Source organism: Faecalibacterium gallinarum, assembly GCF_022180365.1.
In the GTDB taxonomy this organism is placed as follows: Bacteria; Bacillota; Clostridia; order Oscillospirales; family Ruminococcaceae; genus Faecalibacterium; species Faecalibacterium gallinarum.
Genome location: NZ_BQKV01000041.1, coordinates 1 through 16,433, shown reverse-complemented (window position 1 = coordinate 16,433; position 16,433 = coordinate 1). Strand labels below are relative to the sequence as shown.

20 protein-coding genes are annotated in these 16,433 nt (G+C 61.2%); all 20 read left to right on the top strand.

From position 1 onward, the window contains the following. The first annotated feature begins 59 nt into the window (after positions 1-59). The gene (locus JCM17207_RS06955; protein WP_238316891.1) at positions 60-692 is read left to right on the top strand and encodes an adenylate kinase; all 633 of its coding nucleotides are present in this window, start codon (positions 60-62) and stop codon (positions 690-692) included. Positions 693-698: 6 nt separating this feature from the next. Further along, positions 699-1,472: a type I methionyl aminopeptidase gene (gene map, locus JCM17207_RS06950; protein WP_238316890.1), complete on the top strand. Its 774-nt coding sequence runs from the start codon at positions 699-701 to the stop codon at positions 1,470-1,472. A gap of 317 nt (positions 1,473-1,789) precedes the next feature. Continuing rightward, the gene (gene infA, locus JCM17207_RS06945; protein WP_238316889.1) at positions 1,790-2,041 is read left to right on the top strand and encodes a translation initiation factor IF-1; all 252 of its coding nucleotides are present in this window, start codon (positions 1,790-1,792) and stop codon (positions 2,039-2,041) included. Between the two features lie 35 nt (positions 2,042-2,076). After that, the gene (rpmJ, locus tag JCM17207_RS06940; RefSeq protein ID WP_005921832.1) at positions 2,077-2,190 is read left to right on the top strand and encodes a 50S ribosomal protein L36; all 114 of its coding nucleotides are present in this window, start codon (positions 2,077-2,079) and stop codon (positions 2,188-2,190) included. 82 nt (positions 2,191-2,272) lie between these two features. Continuing rightward, complete coding sequence (gene rpsM, locus JCM17207_RS06935; RefSeq protein ID WP_238316888.1) at positions 2,273-2,644, top strand: 30S ribosomal protein S13; 372 nt, start codon at positions 2,273-2,275, stop codon at positions 2,642-2,644. Between the two features lie 14 nt (positions 2,645-2,658). After that, a complete protein-coding gene (rpsK, locus tag JCM17207_RS06930) occupies positions 2,659-3,066 on the top strand; it encodes a 30S ribosomal protein S11 (RefSeq protein ID WP_238316887.1) in 408 nt (135 codons plus the stop codon). 20 nt (positions 3,067-3,086) lie between these two features. Beyond that, the gene (gene rpsD / locus JCM17207_RS06925) at positions 3,087-3,689 is read left to right on the top strand and encodes a 30S ribosomal protein S4 (protein ID WP_238316886.1); all 603 of its coding nucleotides are present in this window, start codon (positions 3,087-3,089) and stop codon (positions 3,687-3,689) included. A 116-nt stretch (positions 3,690-3,805) separates the two neighbouring features. Beyond that, a complete protein-coding gene (locus JCM17207_RS06920; protein ID WP_238316885.1) occupies positions 3,806-4,762 on the top strand; it encodes a DNA-directed RNA polymerase subunit alpha in 957 nt (318 codons plus the stop codon). Positions 4,763-4,789: 27 nt separating this feature from the next. Beyond that, positions 4,790-5,131: a 50S ribosomal protein L17 gene (gene rplQ / locus JCM17207_RS06915; protein WP_238316884.1), complete on the top strand. Its 342-nt coding sequence runs from the start codon at positions 4,790-4,792 to the stop codon at positions 5,129-5,131. Between the two features lie 176 nt (positions 5,132-5,307). After that, positions 5,308-6,114 carry a ZIP family metal transporter gene (locus JCM17207_RS06910; RefSeq protein WP_238316883.1) on the top strand — a complete coding sequence of 269 codons (807 nt, stop codon included), beginning with the start codon at positions 5,308-5,310 and terminating at the stop codon, positions 6,112-6,114. A 70-nt stretch (positions 6,115-6,184) separates the two neighbouring features. Further along, a complete protein-coding gene (locus tag JCM17207_RS06905; protein ID WP_238316882.1) occupies positions 6,185-7,483 on the top strand; it encodes a hypothetical protein in 1,299 nt (432 codons plus the stop codon). A 25-nt stretch (positions 7,484-7,508) separates the two neighbouring features. Further along, a complete protein-coding gene (locus JCM17207_RS06900; RefSeq protein ID WP_238316881.1) occupies positions 7,509-8,210 on the top strand; it encodes a response regulator transcription factor in 702 nt (233 codons plus the stop codon). 13 nt (positions 8,211-8,223) lie between these two features. Continuing rightward, positions 8,224-9,672, top strand: a complete 1,449-nt coding sequence (locus JCM17207_RS06895) for a sensor histidine kinase (protein WP_373871936.1) — start codon at positions 8,224-8,226, stop codon at positions 9,670-9,672. An 87-nt stretch (positions 9,673-9,759) separates the two neighbouring features. After that, positions 9,760-10,701 carry a DUF1385 domain-containing protein gene (locus JCM17207_RS06890; RefSeq protein WP_238316880.1) on the top strand — a complete coding sequence of 314 codons (942 nt, stop codon included), beginning with the start codon at positions 9,760-9,762 and terminating at the stop codon, positions 10,699-10,701. Next, positions 10,695-11,576 (top strand): peptide chain release factor N(5)-glutamine methyltransferase, encoded by an 882-nt coding sequence (gene prmC, locus JCM17207_RS06885; protein ID WP_238316879.1) that lies wholly within the window; start codon positions 10,695-10,697, stop codon positions 11,574-11,576. Before JCM17207_RS06890 ends, prmC begins: the two co-directional genes overlap by 7 nt. A gap of 118 nt (positions 11,577-11,694) precedes the next feature. Next, the gene (recA, locus tag JCM17207_RS06880; RefSeq protein WP_238316878.1) at positions 11,695-12,879 is read left to right on the top strand and encodes a recombinase RecA; all 1,185 of its coding nucleotides are present in this window, start codon (positions 11,695-11,697) and stop codon (positions 12,877-12,879) included. Between the two features lie 3 nt (positions 12,880-12,882). Continuing rightward, on the top strand, positions 12,883-13,395 hold the full coding sequence (locus tag JCM17207_RS06875) for a regulatory protein RecX (protein WP_238316877.1): 513 nt from the start codon (positions 12,883-12,885) through the stop codon (positions 13,393-13,395). Positions 13,396-13,429: 34 nt separating this feature from the next. Beyond that, positions 13,430-14,755 (top strand): 30S ribosomal protein S12 methylthiotransferase RimO, encoded by a 1,326-nt coding sequence (gene rimO, locus JCM17207_RS06870; protein ID WP_238316876.1) that lies wholly within the window; start codon positions 13,430-13,432, stop codon positions 14,753-14,755. Between the two features lie 57 nt (positions 14,756-14,812). Beyond that, entirely contained in the window at positions 14,813-15,394 is a 582-nt protein-coding gene (gene pgsA / locus JCM17207_RS06865; protein WP_238316875.1) for a CDP-diacylglycerol--glycerol-3-phosphate 3-phosphatidyltransferase, read from the top strand. Between the two features lie 90 nt (positions 15,395-15,484). Continuing rightward, a complete protein-coding gene (locus tag JCM17207_RS06860) occupies positions 15,485-16,126 on the top strand; it encodes a Pr6Pr family membrane protein (RefSeq protein WP_238316874.1) in 642 nt (213 codons plus the stop codon). Positions 16,127-16,433: the final 307 nt, after the last annotated feature.

Genomic DNA, 16,433 nt, shown 5'->3' with positions numbered 1-16,433 from the left:
CCTCGATTTTTCAGTGCTTTTTTGCATCGTGTTTAAAAAAAGAAAAGGGGATATGCACTATGAATCTGATTCTTTTAGGCGCCCCGGGTGCAGGCAAGGGCACCCAGGCCGAGATCCTCTGCGCAAAGCTGGACATCCCGGCCATCAGCACCGGCAACATCCTGCGTGCCGCCGTTAAGGACGGCACCGAGATGGGCCTGAAAGCCAAGAGCTACATGGACGCAGGCGCTCTGGTGCCCGATGAGGTGATCATCGGCATCCTGAAAGAGCGGCTGGCGGCGGACGACTGCGCCAAGGGTTTCATCCTGGACGGCGTGCCCCGCACCATCGCCCAGGCCGAGGCCATCGAGGCCATGGGCATCCGGATCGACAAGGTCCTGGAGCTGTCGGTGGCCGATCAGACCATCATCGACCGGATGAGCGGCCGCCGCGTCTGCGAGAAGTGCGGCGCCAGCTACCACATCCAGTCCAAGAAGAGCAAGGTCGAAGGGGTTTGTGACCTCTGCGGCGGCAAGCTGGTGATCCGCAAGGACGACGAGCCCGCCACCGTTCTGGACCGGCTCAAGGCATATCACGAACAGACCGAGCCGCTGGTGGCATTCTACCGCGAGCGGGGCAAGCTGGCGGTAATCCCCCCCTGCGAGTCCATCGCAGACACCACGGCCGAGGTCATGAAGGCTTTGGAGGCGTAAGGTACATTGATCCAAATTAAAAACGCAAAAGAACTGGACGGCATGCGGCGCGCCAACGCCCTGAGTGCCGCGGCGCTCAAGTACGGCGGCGAGCACATCGAGGCCGGCATGACCACCTGGGAGCTGGATAAGCTGATCTATGACTTTATCATCAAGCACGGCGGCAAGCCCAACTTCAAGGGCCTGTATGGGTTCCCCGGCTCGGCCTGCATCAGCCTGAACGATACCGTCATCCACGGCATTCCCTCCCATGATGTGGTCATCCGCCCGGGCGATATCATCAGCATTGATACCGGCGCCAAGGTGGACGGCTTCAACGGCGACAACGCCTGCACCTATGCCTGCGGCAAGATCGACCTGGAGGCCCAGCGTCTGCTGGACGTCACCAAAGAGGCCCTGCATCTGGGCATCGCCCAGGCCGTGGCAGGCAACCGGATCGGCGACATCGGCCACGCGGTCCAGAGCTACTGCGAGGCAGCGGGCTTCTCGGTGGTGCGGGACTTTGTGGGCCACGGCACCGGCAAGGAGCTCCACGAGGACCCTGAGGTGCCCAACTACGGCAACCCCGGCCGTGGCCCCCGGCTGGTGCCCGGCATGACCATTGCCATCGAGCCGATGATCTGTCAGTATGACTACAAGATCAAGACTCTCTCCGATGGCTGGACGGTCAAAACCCGGGACGGTGGTCTGGCGGCTCACTTCGAGCACTCGGTGGCCATCCTGAAAGATCACACCGAGGTCATGACCCGCGGCTGGGAGGACCCCGACTTCACCCTTTAATAAGGTGTGTGTCGGAGGATTCGCCAAAAAAATCTTCACATTTTTGCCCAAAGGGTGCAAAACACCCGAAGGCAGAGAGAATTTCCGCCTTTGTCTCAAAGGCGGAAATTTTTATCGGAAAGACGGAAAAAACTCTTGCAAATCTTGCAGAAAAGGTGTATAATCTGATAATGGCTGTGGGAGCCAGATGCTTTCTCGGCAGGCAGGGTCATTCTGCCTGTTGGCGGATTTCGTGCCGCGGAGAAAAAGTATGTGGCGTTCACTGCCGCCCGTCCGCACAAGGCAAACTGAGCAGATCCAATAAGGAGGCAATTAGCTTGTCTAAAGAAGATGTCATCGAAATCGAAGGCATTGTGCGCGAGGCCATGCCCAACGCCATCTTTAAGGTGGAAATGTTGAGCGAGGATAAGGCAACCGGGAAGCTCACGCCCAGTGGCCACGTCCTCTTAGCGCACATCTCCGGCAAACTGCGGACCAACTTCATCCGCATCCTGCCCGGAGACAAGGTCACAGTCGAAATGTCGCCCTACGATCTGACGAAGGGCCGCATCACCTGGCGCTCTAAATAAGTGCCAGGGGAACTATCAAAAGGAGGTTCATCATCATGAAGGTTAAACCTTCCGTGAAGCCCATCTGCGAAAAGTGCAAGGTCATCCGCCGCAAAGGCCGCGTGATGGTCATCTGCCAGAACCCCAAGCATAAGCAGCGCCAGGGCTAATTCCAGGCGCCTGGGGGTCGAGTGCGTAGAGTCCCGGCGCAGACCCCGACACTGACATGGGATGATTTGGAGGAAATTTATTATGGCACGTATTGCCGGCGTTGACCTGCCCCGCGAGAAGCGGATCCAGGTGGGTCTCACCTATGTTTACGGTATCGGTCAGACCACTGCCAACAAGATCCTGGCAGCTACTGGCATCAACCCCGACACCCGCGTCAAGGACCTGACCCTCGAGGAAGAGGCTAAGATCCGTGACTACATCGATCAGGCTAACATCATCGTTGAGGGCGACCTGCGCCGCAACGTTGCTCTGGACATCAAGCGCCTGGTTGAGATCCAGTCCTATCGCGGCATTCGCCATCGCAAGAATCTGCCCTGCCGTGGCCAGCGCACCAAGACCAATGCTCGTACCCGCAAGGGCCCGAAGCGCACTGTTGCCAACAAGAAGAAGTAAGGAGGATTTGAGAAATGGCTAATGTGAATAACGCCAAAAAAGGCGCCGTCCGCACCAAGCGGAAGGAGCGTAAGAATATCGCAGCCGGTCAGGCTCATATCCAGTCTACGTTCAACAACACGGTCGTGACCATCACCGACCTGCAGGGCAACGCAGTGTCTTGGTGCTCCTCCGGCAGCCTGAACTTCCGTGGCAGCCGCAAGAGCACCCCGTTTGCAGCCCAGTCTGCTGCCGAGACCGCAGCCAAGACCGCAATCGAGCACGGCATGAAGACCGTTGAGGTCTACGTCAAGGGCCCCGGCGCTGGCCGTGAGTCCGCTATCCGCGCACTTCAGGCGACTGGCCTGGAGGTCACTCTGATTAAGGACGTGACCCCCATCCCCCACAACGGCTGCCGTCCCCCGAAGCGCCGCCGTGTCTGATTGAAGGAGGAAACTAAATTATGGCAAAGAATACGCAGCCTATCGCAAAGCGTTGCAAGGCCCTGGGCATTTCTCCTGCAGTCATGGGCTATGCGAAGAAGAATACCACCCGCAACTCCGGCAACAACATGCGCAAGAAGCAGTCCGAGTATGCGATGCAGCTGAAGGAGAAGCAGAAGGTTAAGTTCATCTACGGCGTTCTGGAGAAGCAGTTCCGCAACGCCTTCGAGAAGGCAGCTTCTCGTCCCGGCCAGGCCGGTGAGAACCTGCTGCAGATGATGGAGTGCCGTCTGGACAACGTCGTGTTCCGCCTGGGCTACGCTCAGACCCGCCGCGACGCCCGTCAGCTGGTCTCCCACGCTCACTTCACCGTCAATGGCAAGAAGGTCAACATCCCCTCTTACCAGATCAAGGCCGGCGATGTGATCGAAGTGCGCGAGAGCAGCCGCTCTTCCGCTAAGTTTGCTAAGCTGGTTGGCCCCGAGGCCCCTGTCGTTGCTCTGCCCGCATGGCTGGAGCGCGAGGCCGGCACCCTGAAGGGCACCGTCACTCGTCTGCCCGAGCGCAGCGACATCGACTACGAAGTCGCAGAGCACCTCATCGTCGAGCTGTACTCCAAGTAAAACCATTTTTGGGGGGACAGGCTCCCCGCATGGGCGCCTGCCAACTCACGTTCTTTTCTGAAAGAATTTCATAAATGGGCCGATGGAGACATCGGTTGTACAAGGAGGGCATAGATATGATGGAGATTGAACGTCCCAAAATCGAAACGGCAAGCCTTTCGCCGGATGGCCGCTACGGCAAATTCGTGGCAGAGCCGCTGGAGCGGGGCTTTGGCATCACACTGGGCAACAGCCTGCGTCGTGTACTTCTTTCGTCTCTGCCTGGTGTCGCCGTGACCAGCGTCAAGATCGACGGCGTGGTCCACGAGTTCTCCACCATTGAGGGCGTCAAGGAAGACGTTACCGAAATTGTCCTGAACCTGAAGGGTGTTGCTGCAAAGCTCTACTCTGACGGGCCTAAAACAGTGCGTGTTGAGGCAGTGGGCCCCTGTGAGGTCACCGCCGACAACATCAATCAGGGCGATGAGATCGAGATCCTGAATCCCGAATGGCACATCGCCACCTTGGGCGAGGGCGCCCGGCTCGTCATGGAGCTGACCTTCGACAAGGGCCGCGGCTATGTGCCCGCGGAGCGCAACAAACAGGCTATCATCGAGAAGAACGATATCAACACTCTCCCCGTTGATAGTATTTATACCCCCGTGCTGAAGGTGAACTACAGCGTGGACAACACCCGCGTTGGGCAGATCACCGACTACGACAAGCTGACCATCGAGGTCTGGACGGATGGTACGATCAACGCGCAGGAGGCCGTCAGTCTGGCCGCCCGCGTCCTGACCGAGCACCTGAACCTCTTTGTCAACCTGTCGGATGAGGCCGCCGGCGCCGAAATCATGGTGGAGAAGACCAACGACGACAAGGAGAAGGCTCTCGAGATGACCATCGAAGAGCTGGACCTGAGCGTTCGTTCCTTCAACTGCCTGAAGCGCGCAGGCATCAACACGGTTGAGGACCTGGTCAGCAAGAGCGAGGACGAAATGATGAAGGTTCGCAACCTCGGCCGCAAGAGCCTTGAGGAAGTCATGGCAAAGCTGGACTCCCTGGGCTTCAAGCTGAACACAGACGATGACTAATTAAAATATTTTAAGGAGTGAAACGGGATGCCCGGTACCAGAAAGCTCGGTAGAACCAGCGACAGCCGCAAGGCAATGATGCGCGCTATGGTTACCTACCTGTTAGAGAATGGCAAGATCGAAACCACCGTTACCCGTGCCAAGGACGTTCGTTCCATGGCCGAGAAGATGATTACCCTGGGTAAGAGCAGCGACCTGCACACCAAGCGTCAGGTTTACAGCTACGTTACCAAGGAGGATGTGGCCAAGAAGCTGTTTGACGAGATCAGCCCCAAGTACGCTGACCGCAACGGCGGCTACACCCGCATCATCAAGATTGGCGTTCGCCGCGGCGACGCTGCCGAGATGGCGATCCTGGAGCTGGTCTAAGCCTTAACAGGGCCGAACCGCTGCCAATAAATTCTTGAACCGAAGCCCTTCCCCCAGCGATGGGGGAGGGGCTTTTTGTGTTTTTCAGGCAAAAAAGACCGCCCCCCTGCATAGATACCCTAAGAGAAGGGCTGCAAAGCCCTTTGTTTGAAAAAACCAGCAAGGGGGAAAATCGAATGGAACAAAATCCGTTTCTGGCAGCGCTCTGTATGACCATATTGGCGGGGCTGTCCACCGGGCTGGGCGGGCTGACGGTGCTCTGGTTTGTGCCCACCGGCCGGATGCTGGCCCGCAGCCTGGGTTTTGCGGCGGGGGTAATGCTCTCGGTGAGTCTGGGGGATCTTTTGCCGGGGAGCCTTGCTTTTTTTGAGACCCGGCTTTCGTCCGCTGGGGCCGGGGCCGCTGTGGGGCTGCTGCTGGCGGCGGGGATGGCCCTGGCCGCCCTGATGGGGGAGCTGCTGCCCGATGAAGGCCGGCTGATGACTCAGCTGGCCGGGGAACCGGAGGTGGGGGACATCGCTCTTTCCCGCAGCCGGGCGCTTCACTGCGGCATTGCGGTGGGGCTGGCTCTGGTGCTCCACAACCTGCCGGAGGGGATTCTGACCCTCTTCAGCGGGGTGCAGGACCCTCGGGCCGGGCTGCGGCTCTCTCTGGCCATCGCCCTCCACAACCTGCCCGAGGGGATCAGCACCGCCGCCCCCCTCTGGTACGCCACCGGCAACCGGGTCAAGAGCGCCGGGGCGGCCTTCGCCTCGGGCCTGGCCGAGCCGGTGGGGGCGGTGCTGGCCTATCTGGTGCTGGCCCCCTTTTTGAACGAAATGCTCTTGCAGGGAATGTCCCTCCTGGCTGCTGGGGTGATGTGCTGGGTCAGCGTGGCCGAGCTGTTGGTCAACGGCTTTTCCCTGGGACAGAAAGCCGACGCTGCAGCGGGGTTTGCGGTGGGAGTCTGTGGAATGACACTTGGAATCGCCATCCTAGCGTGATATACTGTATCTGTTCGATACACCCTTCCGCCGGGGCTGCCCTGGCCGGGGGGAGAAAGGGGGGCGACGGATGAAGCGGCGTGCAAGAATTCTGGCGGGGCTTTTGGCCTGTCTCATGCTGGCAGGATGCAATGGGTTCCTGGGCAGCCGCGCCTCGATGGAGGAACTGCTCCGGGCGCCTCAGCTGGCGGGCGATTACGGCATGATCCAGTCGGCCCTGAATGAGTGGCTGGGGGAGAGCGCCCAGCTCAAATATCCTCTCAGCGGGGAACTGGTTTCCCCCTTTCTCATGAGCGACTACGACGGCGATGGGGTCCAGGACGCGGCGGTTCTTTACACCACCAGCGGTACCCCCAATGTCTGCCTGGCCCTGCTCCAGCGGGACACCGAGGGAAAATGGAAGGTGAAGGACGCCATCGAGGGGCTGACCGAGTCGGTGGACAGCGTCCGGTTCGCCCACTTGCAGGAGGGCGGCGCCGACCAGATTGTGCTGGGGTATGCAGCCTCCCCGGAGGAGTATTACCTGGCGGTCTATTCCTATGCGGACGGACAGATCCTCTCCATTCTGGAACAGCCCTGTGAGCAGTACCTCATCGAGCAGATCACCAGCAAAAGCTGCGAAGATTTGATTCTGATGGGCACCAGTGAAGAAGGGGGCGTCCAGATCGAGCTGTTGACCTCCGACCGGGAGGGAGGCTTCCGTCAGGTGGCGGTGATGGGGCTTTTCCCCGACCGGTTTGTGGGCTGTGCCTCTCTGGCGGCGGGAGTGGGGGCCGACGGCGGCCAGTATCTGGTGCTGGACGGCTGGACCGGCGTCTCGGGCACCAATCTGGCCTCGGTGTTGTTGCGGTTCAACGAGGAAACCCAGCAGATGGAACCGGCCCAGCAGATTGGCACCAATGAGCTGTATGAGGCCTCGTTCCGCAACGTCTCCACCCTGATCAGCCAGGACCTGGACGGGGATGGGGTGGTCGAGATCCCCACCCAGCCGGAGGAAGCGGGCCTGCTGAATATGAGCCAGGGCCGCCGGATGGATTTTATCGTCTGGATGGATTACACCAGCCCCCAGCCCCAAAAGAGCTTTGGCCTTTTGGATGAGGAGATGGGCTATTACCTGGAGCTGCCGATGGAGTGGGAGGGCAACCTTCTGCTGACCGACAGCACCGAATACGAAAATGCTGTGGAACTGCGGAGCCTGGACGGTGAGCAGCTGTATATGACGGTACGGATCGCCGGGACGGCGGAGTCCTCCGTCGGCTGGACCCGGCTGGGGGTCATTGCCTCCCGCCAGATCCAGGCCCGGCTGGAGCCGGATGCGGTGATTGAAGACCCGCTCTACCGGCTGTCGCGGTCCCTGTATATCCTGTAAAACGCGGAAAACGGAGGAAACCCCTATGGTGAAAGTGCTCATCGTGGAAGACGAGGCCAGCATCCGGGAGATGATTGCCCTTAACCTGCGGATGGCCGGGATGGAAGCCCTGGAAGCCGCCAGCGCCGAAGAGGCCCTGGCGCTGCTGGAACAGCAGCCCGGCTGCAGCGCGGCGATTCTGGATGTGATGCTGCCCGGGATGAACGGATTTTCCCTCTGCGAGACCATCCGCCGCACCGACCAGCAGATCGGCATCATCATCCTGAGCGCCAAGGGCCAGGAACAGGACAAGATCCGGGGCCTTTCCATCGGGGCGGACGATTATATGACCAAGCCGTTCAGCGTCAGCGAGCTGCTGGCCCGGGTGGGGGCACTCTGCCGTCGGGTGGGACGCACCGCCCCGGCCCAGGAACCGGAAGAGAACCCCACCGTCCTGGTGAGCGGCGAATTTGTGCTGGACCAGAACCGCCGGGTGCTGCTCAAGCGGGGCCAGCCCATCGAGCTGACCCAGGTGGAATTCCAGATCATGGAGCTGTTCTTCCGCAACCCGGGCACCGCCCTGGTGCGGGAAAAGATCCTGAAAGGGGTTTGGGGCGAGAATTATTTCGGCGACGTCAAAATTGTGGATGTCAACATCCGCCGTCTGCGGATGAAGGTGGAGGACGAGCCCTCCCACCCCGCCCACATCCTGACGGTCTGGGGCTACGGCTACCGCTGGGAGGAGTGAACCGCACCGAAAGATGGCAAGAAAACAGAAAAACCCTGGCCTGAAAAATGGCATCACCGCCCGCTGGCTGCGGGGCAACCTGCTGATCACGGTGCTGCTGATGCTGGTGGTGGAGGGGATGTTCCTCTACAACTACACCGAGAGCTACTACGACGGGGTGCAGCAGAGCATGTACCAGCGGTTCTCCTCCATTACCGGCCAGCTCAAGGTGTACAGCGGCGATACCTCCCAGAAGGCCGCGGCCAACCGCAGCGTAGCCCTGCGCCGGATGGTGGAACAGTTCTCCGACAAGGACAAATACGAGTTTATGCTGCTGGACAGCTACGGCGAGGTCATCGCCTCCACCAGCGGCACCGGAGCCGAGGGCATCGTCACCTGGGAGGACTTTGAACAGGCCCAGACTGCCCCCGACGGCATGGGGGTGGCACTCTATGAGACTTCCTCCGGGGAGCCGGTGATGTCGGTCTGCTGCCTGGTTCCCTATGCCGCCGAGGACGTGGTGGCCATGCGGCTGGTCACCAGTATGACCCTGATTCAGACCCAGATCAAAAACGCCTTTCTGCTCAGCGCGCTGGTGGTGCTGGTGGCCCTGGCCTTTACGGTGGCTTCGGGGCTGTATTTCGTGCGGAGCATTGTGGCCCCTCTGGGCCAGGTGGAGCGGATCGCCGCCGACATCGCCCGGGGGGACCTGGACGTCCGGCTGCCCGAGGCCGTGGTTCCCCGGGACGAGATGGACCGTCTGCGGAGCACCATCAACCGGATGGCTGAAGGCCTGGCCGAGACCGAGCGGATGAAAAACGAGTTCATCAGCTCGGTTTCCCACGAGCTGCGCACCCCTCTGACCTCCATTCGGGGATGGGTGGAAACCCTGAACACCCTGGACGACCCCTCCGACGAAAACTACCGCAAGGGCCTCCAGATCATCAGCAGCGAGACCACCCGCCTTTACAACATGGTGGAGGAACTTTTGGATTTCAGCCGGCTGCAAAACGGCGGCATCAAGATGGAATGCCGCCCCCTGGACCTGGTGGCCGAGCTCACCGACGCGGTGCTCTTCTGCGAGCCGCGGATCCGCCAGGCGGGGCTGGTGCTCTCCTACGCCGAGCCGGAGGAGATGATCCCGGTCCACGCCGACCCGGACCGCCTGCGCCAGGTGTTCATCAATATTCTGGACAACGCCATCAAATACTCGGCCCCCGGCGGGCGGATTACCGTCAAGATCTGGGCCGGGGAATACAAGGCCTTTATCGAGATCATCGATCAGGGCCGGGGCATCCCCCCCGAGGATCTGGGCAATGTCAAGGCCAAGTTCTTCAAGGGAAAAAATGCGGTCCGGGGCAGTGGCATCGGCCTGGCGCTGGTGGAATCCATTATGACCGCTCTGGATGGTACGCTGGATCTGCGGAGCACCCTGGGCCGGGGGACTGTGGTCACCCTGGGGCTGCCCATCTACCGGAAGTAAGCCCCCTTTTGCTTTTTGCGCCGCTTTTCTTGAAAAAGGGCGAGCCCCTTTTGAGGGGATATCATCAACAGGAGAAACACACAATCTATGAAAAAACCGGAATGTTTTAAAACCAGTGTGGGCGGCCAAGCCCTGCTGGAAGGCATCATGATGCGGGGCCCGGAGCGGATCTGCTGCGCGGTCCGCAAGCCCGACGGCACCATCGAGACCAAGCTCGAGCCCACCCCCCGGCATACGGGGCTGGCCCGGCTGCCCCTGGTCCGGGGCGTGGTCTCCATGATCGAGAGCCTGGTGATGGGCTACCGCTATATGATGTACTCGGCCCAGGTGAGTATGGGCGAGGAGTACGACGAAGCCGCCGAGGAGACCGCCTTTGAAAAGTGGATCGGGGAACACCTGGGCAAAAAGGCCGAGGACCTGGTTCTGGCGGCAGCGGCGGTGGTCGGCGGCCTGGGCGCCATCCTGATCTTTACGGTGCTGCCCACCCTTCTGGTGGGGGGCGTGGGCTATTTTGTGGAGCTGGGCCGGTGGCCCCGGGTGATTCTGGAAGCTCTGTTTAAAGTGACCATCTTCCTGGGTTATATGGTTCTGATCTCCCACATGAAGGAGATACACCGGGTGTTTGAGTACCATGGCGCCGAGCACAAGACCATCGCCTGCTACGAGGCGGGGGAGGAGCTGACCGTAGCGAATATCCGGAAATATACCCGGTTCCATCCCCGCTGCGGCACCAGCTTTTTGATCCTGGTGGTAATCGTCAGCGTCTTTCTGTACAGCGTGCTGCCCTGGGGCAGCGTGGGGCTGCGGGTGCTGTTCAAGCTGCTTTTGCTGCCCTTGGTCATGGGGATCAGCTACGAGCTGCTGAAATGGTGCGGCCGGTCGGATAACCTGATCACCAATTTGGTCCGTCAGCCCGGTCTCTGGGTCCAGCGGCTGACCGTATTCGAGCCGGACGACAGTATGATCGAGGTGGCCATTGCCGCCGTGACCCCTGTTCTGCCCGAGCGCCGGGAGGATGGCCAATGGTAAGGCCGGGTCTCACCCCCCGCCAGGCGGTGGAGCAGGTGGAGGCCCAGCTGGCCGCGGTGGGCTGTCCGGACGCCGATTTTGACGCCGGGGAGCTGTTCCGGCTGGCCACCGGGCGGAACCCTCGCCTGACCGAAGCGCCTTTGACCGAGGCAGAGGCGGCCACGCTGGAAACCCTGGCCGCCCGGCGGGCGGAACGGGAACCCCTGCAATACCTCTATGGGCGGTGGCCTTTTTTGAATTTTGAGCTGGCGGTGGGGCCGGGAGTGCTTTGCCCCCGGGGGGATACCGAGGTGGTGGCCGAGACTGCCGCAGGGATGCTGGCGGGCATTTCGGCCCCCCGGGTGCTGGATCTTTGCGCCGGCACCGGTTGCCTGGGGCTGGGGGTCAAGATGTTCTGCCCCGGGGCCCGGGTAGTATGCCTCGAAAAAAGCCCCGAGGCTTTCCGCTATCTCGCCGAGAACGCGGCCCAGGCCCTGGCCGGGCAGGGAATTGCGGCCCCGGCGGTGGAGCCGGTGGCGGGGGATCTTTTCACCTACTGGCAGACCCTGCCGGAGGGGGAGCTGGACCTCATCGTCTCCAATCCCCCCTATCTGACCGCCGAGGAGATGAAAGATCTCCAGCCCGAAACCGCCCGGGAACCTGCCATGGCTCTGGCGGCAGGGGAGGATGGCCTGGAATTTTACCGGGCCATTGCGGAACACTACCAGAGAGCCCTTCGCCCCGGCGGTGCCCTGGCTCTGGAAATCGGCTGGCAGCAGCGTCAGGCGGTGGAAGAACTGCTGGCCCGGTCCGGCTGGGTTGAAATCGCCTGCCGGAAAGATTACGGTGGAAACGACCGGTGCGTCACGGCCCGGCGCCCTCAAAAAATGAAATAAATCAACAACTTCTTGTTGTAATATTTTTTCTTTGTGGTATACTGGAAGCGGACATAAAATGATCCCCCGCGATGGCCCTGAAATCCGGGGCCAAAGCCAAGACAAAGGAGAAAACACTATGGCAAAAAATCAGAATAACGCGGTCTCCACGGCCGTACAGAAGACCGAGCCCAACGCAAAAAAGGACGCCCTGGCCACTGCCCTCTCCCAGATCGAGAAGCAGTTCGGCAAAGGCGCCATCATGAAACTGGGAGATAATGCCGCCATGCAGGTGGAGGCCATCTCCACCGGCAGCCTGGGGCTGGATCTGGCCCTGGGTGTGGGCGGTGTGCCCCGCGGCCGTATCATCGAGATCTATGGACCCGAATCCAGCGGTAAAACCACCCTGGCCCTCCACATCCTGGCTGAGGCCCAGAAGAAGGGCGGCGAGGTGGCCTTCATCGACGTTGAACACGCTCTGGACCCCACCTATGCCGAGGCCCTGGGGGTGGATATCAACAGCCTGCTGGTGAGCCAGCCGGACACCGGAGAACAGGCCATGGAAATCTGCGAGGCCCTGGTCCGCTCCGGCGCCATTGACGCCATTGTCATCGACTCGGTGGCCGCCATGGTGCCCCGGGCCGAGATCGAGGGCGAGATGGGCGACAGCCATGTGGGCCTCCAGGCCCGCCTCATGAGCCAGGCCATGCGGAAGCTGACCTCGGTCATCGGCAAGACCAACACCGTCTGTGTCTTTATCAACCAGCTGCGCGAGAAGGTGGGCGTCATGTACGGCAACCCGGAGGTCACCACCGGCGGCCGGGCTCTGAAGTATTATTCCTCGGTGCGGATCGACGTCCGCCGGGTGGAGGGCCTGAAGGATTCTTCCGGCCAGTTCATCGGCAACCACACCCGCGCCAAGGTGGTTAAGAACAAGGTGGCGCCCCCCTTCCGTGAGGCGGAGTTCGACATCATGTTCGGCGAGGGCATCTCCAAGATGAGCGAGCTGGTGGATGTGGGCGTCAAGCTGGGCATCGTCCAGAAGAGCGGCGCCTGGTTCAACTACGGCGATATCCGCCTGGGCCAGGGCCGGGACAACGCCAAACAGTTCCTGAAAGAGAATCCCGAGATTGCCGACGACATCGAGGGCCAGATCCGGGCCAACGCCGACAAGCTCTACGCTACCCGCCGCCCCGGCCCCCGCGCCGCCGCAGCTCCGGCGGCCCCAGCAGGGGAGGAGAAGCCCCGTGCCGGTCGTGAGCCGGTGGTCAAGGCCCCGGCTCCCAGCAACGAGAGCGAACTGGATATCATGGTGGAGGATTAACCCATGGCCTGGGCAAGACGCCGCCGCCCCGAGGCGGAAAAATCGGCCGATCCGGCCAAAGCCCGGGCCACCGGGCTGGAATATCTGGCGGCCCGGGAGCACTCGGCCGCTGAGCTCTACGACCGGCTCTGCCGCCGATATACCGAGGCCGCCGCGGCCCAGGCCATCGCCGACCTGGTGGAGCAGGGCTGGCTGGACGATACCCGGTACGCCCTGATGCGGGCCCAGAGCCTGCTCTACGCCCGCAAAAGCCGCCGCGCTGCGGCCCACGTCCTGCGGGGCAAGGGCCTGACCAACCAACAGGTCCAGCAGGCCCTGGAGGAAGTCTACGCCGCTCCCGAAGAGGGGGAGGACCCCGAGCTGGCCGCTGCCATAGCCCTGGTGCAGGGGCGCTACCAGGCCAAGCTGGCCGCCGGCCGGCGGGATCTGGTGGCTGCGGCTCTGCTGCGGCGGGGCTTCGGCTATCCGGTGGTGCGCCGTGCCCTGGCCGAGGTGGAACAAACCTCCGATCTGTAACTTGACAACAACGACAAAGGAAGGTTAAAAGCCTATGAAAATTGCCTGTATATCCCTTGGCTGCCCCAAAAACCAGGTGGACCTGGACTGCATGGTCCACACCCTGCTGGCCGCCGGCCACGAGACGGTGGCTGACCTCAGCGAGGCGGATGTGGCCCTGGTGAACACCTGCGGCTTCATCGAGAGCGCCAAAGCCGAAGCCATCGAGAACATCCTCGAGGCCTGCGCCTGCAAGGAGCAGAACCCCAATTTGAAGGTGGTGGTCACCGGTTGCCTGGCCGAGCGGTACCGCAGTCAGATCCGGGAGGAGATCCCCGAGGTGGATGCCGTGGTGGGCTGTGCCTCCAACGGTGTGATCGATTCCATCGTCGCCCGGGTGACCGGCGGCGAGCAGCTGGAGAGCTACGGCCCCAAGAAGGAGTTCCCCCTGGGAGGCAAGCGGGTGATCGGTACCCCGGCCCACTATGCGTACTTAAAGATCGCCGAAGGCTGCAACAACCGCTGCCATTACTGCGCCATTCCCCTGATCCGGGGCCCGCTCCGCAGCCGCCCCCTGGAGGACTGTTTGGCCGAGGCCCGCTGGCTGGCCTCTGAGGGGGTCAAGGAGCTGATTGTGGTGGCCCAGGACCCCACCGCCTACGGCGAGGACTGGGGCCAGCCCGGCAGCATCTGCGAGCTGCTGGACCGGATCAACGAGATCGAGGGGATTGAGTGGATCCGGATTATGTACGCCTACCCCGAGCGGATCACCGATAAATTCATCGCCGCCATGCAGCGGAACAAAAAGGTGGTGCCCTATCTGGACCTGCCCATCCAGCACTGCAACGACGAGATCCTCCACAACATGAACCGCCGCAGCACCCGGGCCGAGCTGCTGGAAGTCATCGGCCGCCTGCGGGCCGCCATCCCCGGCATCACCCTGCGGACCACCCTGATCGCGGGCTTCCCCGGTGAGACCGAGGCGCAGTTCGAGGAGCTGTGCCAGTTTGTCAAGGAGGTCCAGTTCGACCGCCTGGGCTGCTTTGCCTACTCGGCCGAGGAGAACACCCTGGCCGCCCGGATGGAGGGCCAGCTGGACCAGGAGACCAAAGACCGCCGGGCCGAACTGGTGATGCAGATTCAGACCGGCATCATGTCCCAGAAGCAGGCCGCCAAGGTGGGCCAGACGGTGCGGGCCCTCTGCGACGGCATCGACGAGGAGAGCGGGCTCTACCTCTGCCGGACGGCAGGGGACGCCCCCGAGGTGGACGGCTGCGTCTGCGTTTCCAGCGAGACCCCCCTCTATCCTGGCGAATTTTATACCATCCGTGTAGAAGAAAGCGATCTGTACGATTTGTACGGCGTCGTGGAGGAAAAATAAACTACAAACCGGCATATAATATCAAAATATGCCGGAACGGAAAACAAGGAGGACTCTATGAATCTGCCGAACAAGCTCACCCTGGCGCGGATTTTGCTGGTGCCGGTGTTCATGGTCTTTGCGTCCCTGTCCCAGTACGGCACATCCAACTTTAATTCCAGCTGGTATCTAGTGGCGGGCGTCGTTTTTGCCCTGGCCAGCTTCACCGATTTTCTGGACGGCCATCTGGCCCGCAAGTGGCATATGGTCACCGATTTCGGCAAATTCGCCGACCCCCTGGCCGACAAGCTGCTGACCACGGTGGCGTTCCTCTACATGATGCGGGACGGCATCTGCTCGCCCATTGTGCTGGCCATCATCCTGGCCCGGGAGTTTGCGGTGTCCGGCCTGCGGATGGTGGCCGCCGGCGCCAAGGACGGCAAGGTGATCGCCGCCAACATGTGGGGCAAGGTCAAGACCGTGCTCCAGATGCTGACCATCATCTTCTATTACTTTGCGGCAGCCCTCTCGGGGCCCAGCGACCCGCTGGCGGTGGGGACCATCAGCATGGTCCTCTGCTGGCTGGTGGCCCTGGTCACCGCCCTGTCGGGCATCAAGTATCTGTGGGACAACCGCAGCTTTATCAACACAGCAAAATAATCCCAGCCATACAGGGCCGGGGCGGAAAGCGGGCGGTTTCGCCCGCTTTTGCCCTTTCGGCCCCCATTAGGAGTACCGTAGAATCGACCCATGAGAACGACCAAACTGCAAAAACTGCTCTCCATCTTCTGCAACCTGCTCATCCTCTATTGGGAGAGTATTGCCCTGCCCATCAGCTGGGAGGGAGTGGGGATGGAAATGTTTACCTTTTACACCGAGAACAGCAATCTCTTTTCCACTCTGGCCTGTGCCCTGATGGCGGCGGCCCAGATCGGCGCCCTCCTCACCGGGGGCGAGGTGCCCCGCTGGGTGAAAACCCTCAAGTACATGTCCACCTGCTGTCTGATGCTCACCTTCCTGACGGTGGTCTTTGTCCTGGCGCCCATCTACGGCCCCGGCGGGTATTATGTGCTGCTGCTCACCGGCTCCATGCTCTATCATCATTTCCTGAACCCGGTGGTGTCCTTTTTCTCCCTGGTGCTCTTTGAGCGGGCGCCCCGGCTGCCCCGCCGGGCGGCCCTGTATGACCTGGTGCCCACCCTCCTCTATGGCGCGGCGGCTCTGGCCATGAACCTGGCCCGGGTGCTGGAAGGGCCCTATCCCTTCTTCAAGATCTATGAGCAGCCGGTCTGGGTGTCCTGCCTATGGGCGGTGGTCCTGCTGGGGGGCAGTTTCCTCATCGACCGGATCGTCTGGCGGCTCAACACCGGCAAGGTCCCGGCCCGGACTTGAGGTTTGCCGCTTTTTCGAGAAAAAGCGGCGCAAAAAGCTTTTTTCTCCAAAACCGCATTCTGCGGTTTTGCGGGAGAATGATTTACAAATTGCAATATTTCGGGGAAAATATACAGAAAAACGCCTCCGCGGCATGAACCGCTCCAGTAAAAGTAGAAAATGAAAAAAGAAGGCCTCCTGTGGTAGAATAAAACTACTACAGGAGGTCTTTGCTATGCCCAGAAAATACAGCCACATTCAGGAACACGAGAAGGAAATAATAGAGCTTCGCAGCCAGGGAATGACTCTGCGTCAGATTGGAGAGAAG

Bases quoted from the DNA above. Each gene is read 5' to 3' on its own strand.
- rplQ (WP_238316884.1), top strand. From the start codon at position 4,790: ATGCCCGGTACCAGAAAGCTCGGTAGAACCAGCGACAGCCGCAAGGCA.
- rpmJ (WP_005921832.1), top strand. From the start codon at position 2,077: ATGAAGGTTAAACCTTCCGTGAAGCCCATCTGCGAAAAGTGCAAGGTC.
- recA (WP_238316878.1), top strand. From the start codon at position 11,695: ATGGCAAAAAATCAGAATAACGCGGTCTCCACGGCCGTACAGAAGACC.
- JCM17207_RS06875 (WP_238316877.1), top strand. From the start codon at position 12,883: ATGGCCTGGGCAAGACGCCGCCGCCCCGAGGCGGAAAAATCGGCCGAT.
- JCM17207_RS06890 (WP_238316880.1), top strand. From the start codon at position 9,760: ATGAAAAAACCGGAATGTTTTAAAACCAGTGTGGGCGGCCAAGCCCTG.
- rpsK (WP_238316887.1), top strand. From the start codon at position 2,659: ATGGCTAATGTGAATAACGCCAAAAAAGGCGCCGTCCGCACCAAGCGG.
- JCM17207_RS06860 (WP_238316874.1), top strand. From the start codon at position 15,485: ATGAGAACGACCAAACTGCAAAAACTGCTCTCCATCTTCTGCAACCTG.
- JCM17207_RS06905 (WP_238316882.1), top strand. From the start codon at position 6,185: ATGAAGCGGCGTGCAAGAATTCTGGCGGGGCTTTTGGCCTGTCTCATG.
- prmC (WP_238316879.1), top strand. From the start codon at position 10,695: ATGGTAAGGCCGGGTCTCACCCCCCGCCAGGCGGTGGAGCAGGTGGAG.
- JCM17207_RS06900 (WP_238316881.1), top strand. From the start codon at position 7,509: ATGGTGAAAGTGCTCATCGTGGAAGACGAGGCCAGCATCCGGGAGATG.
- JCM17207_RS06955 (WP_238316891.1), top strand. From the start codon at position 60: ATGAATCTGATTCTTTTAGGCGCCCCGGGTGCAGGCAAGGGCACCCAG.
- rpsM (WP_238316888.1), top strand. From the start codon at position 2,273: ATGGCACGTATTGCCGGCGTTGACCTGCCCCGCGAGAAGCGGATCCAG.
- JCM17207_RS06920 (WP_238316885.1), top strand. From the start codon at position 3,806: ATGATGGAGATTGAACGTCCCAAAATCGAAACGGCAAGCCTTTCGCCG.
- rimO (WP_238316876.1), top strand. From the start codon at position 13,430: ATGAAAATTGCCTGTATATCCCTTGGCTGCCCCAAAAACCAGGTGGAC.
- pgsA (WP_238316875.1), top strand. From the start codon at position 14,813: ATGAATCTGCCGAACAAGCTCACCCTGGCGCGGATTTTGCTGGTGCCG.
- rpsD (WP_238316886.1), top strand. From the start codon at position 3,087: ATGGCAAAGAATACGCAGCCTATCGCAAAGCGTTGCAAGGCCCTGGGC.
- JCM17207_RS06895 (WP_373871936.1), top strand. From the start codon at position 8,224: ATGGCAAGAAAACAGAAAAACCCTGGCCTGAAAAATGGCATCACCGCC.
- JCM17207_RS06910 (WP_238316883.1), top strand. From the start codon at position 5,308: ATGGAACAAAATCCGTTTCTGGCAGCGCTCTGTATGACCATATTGGCG.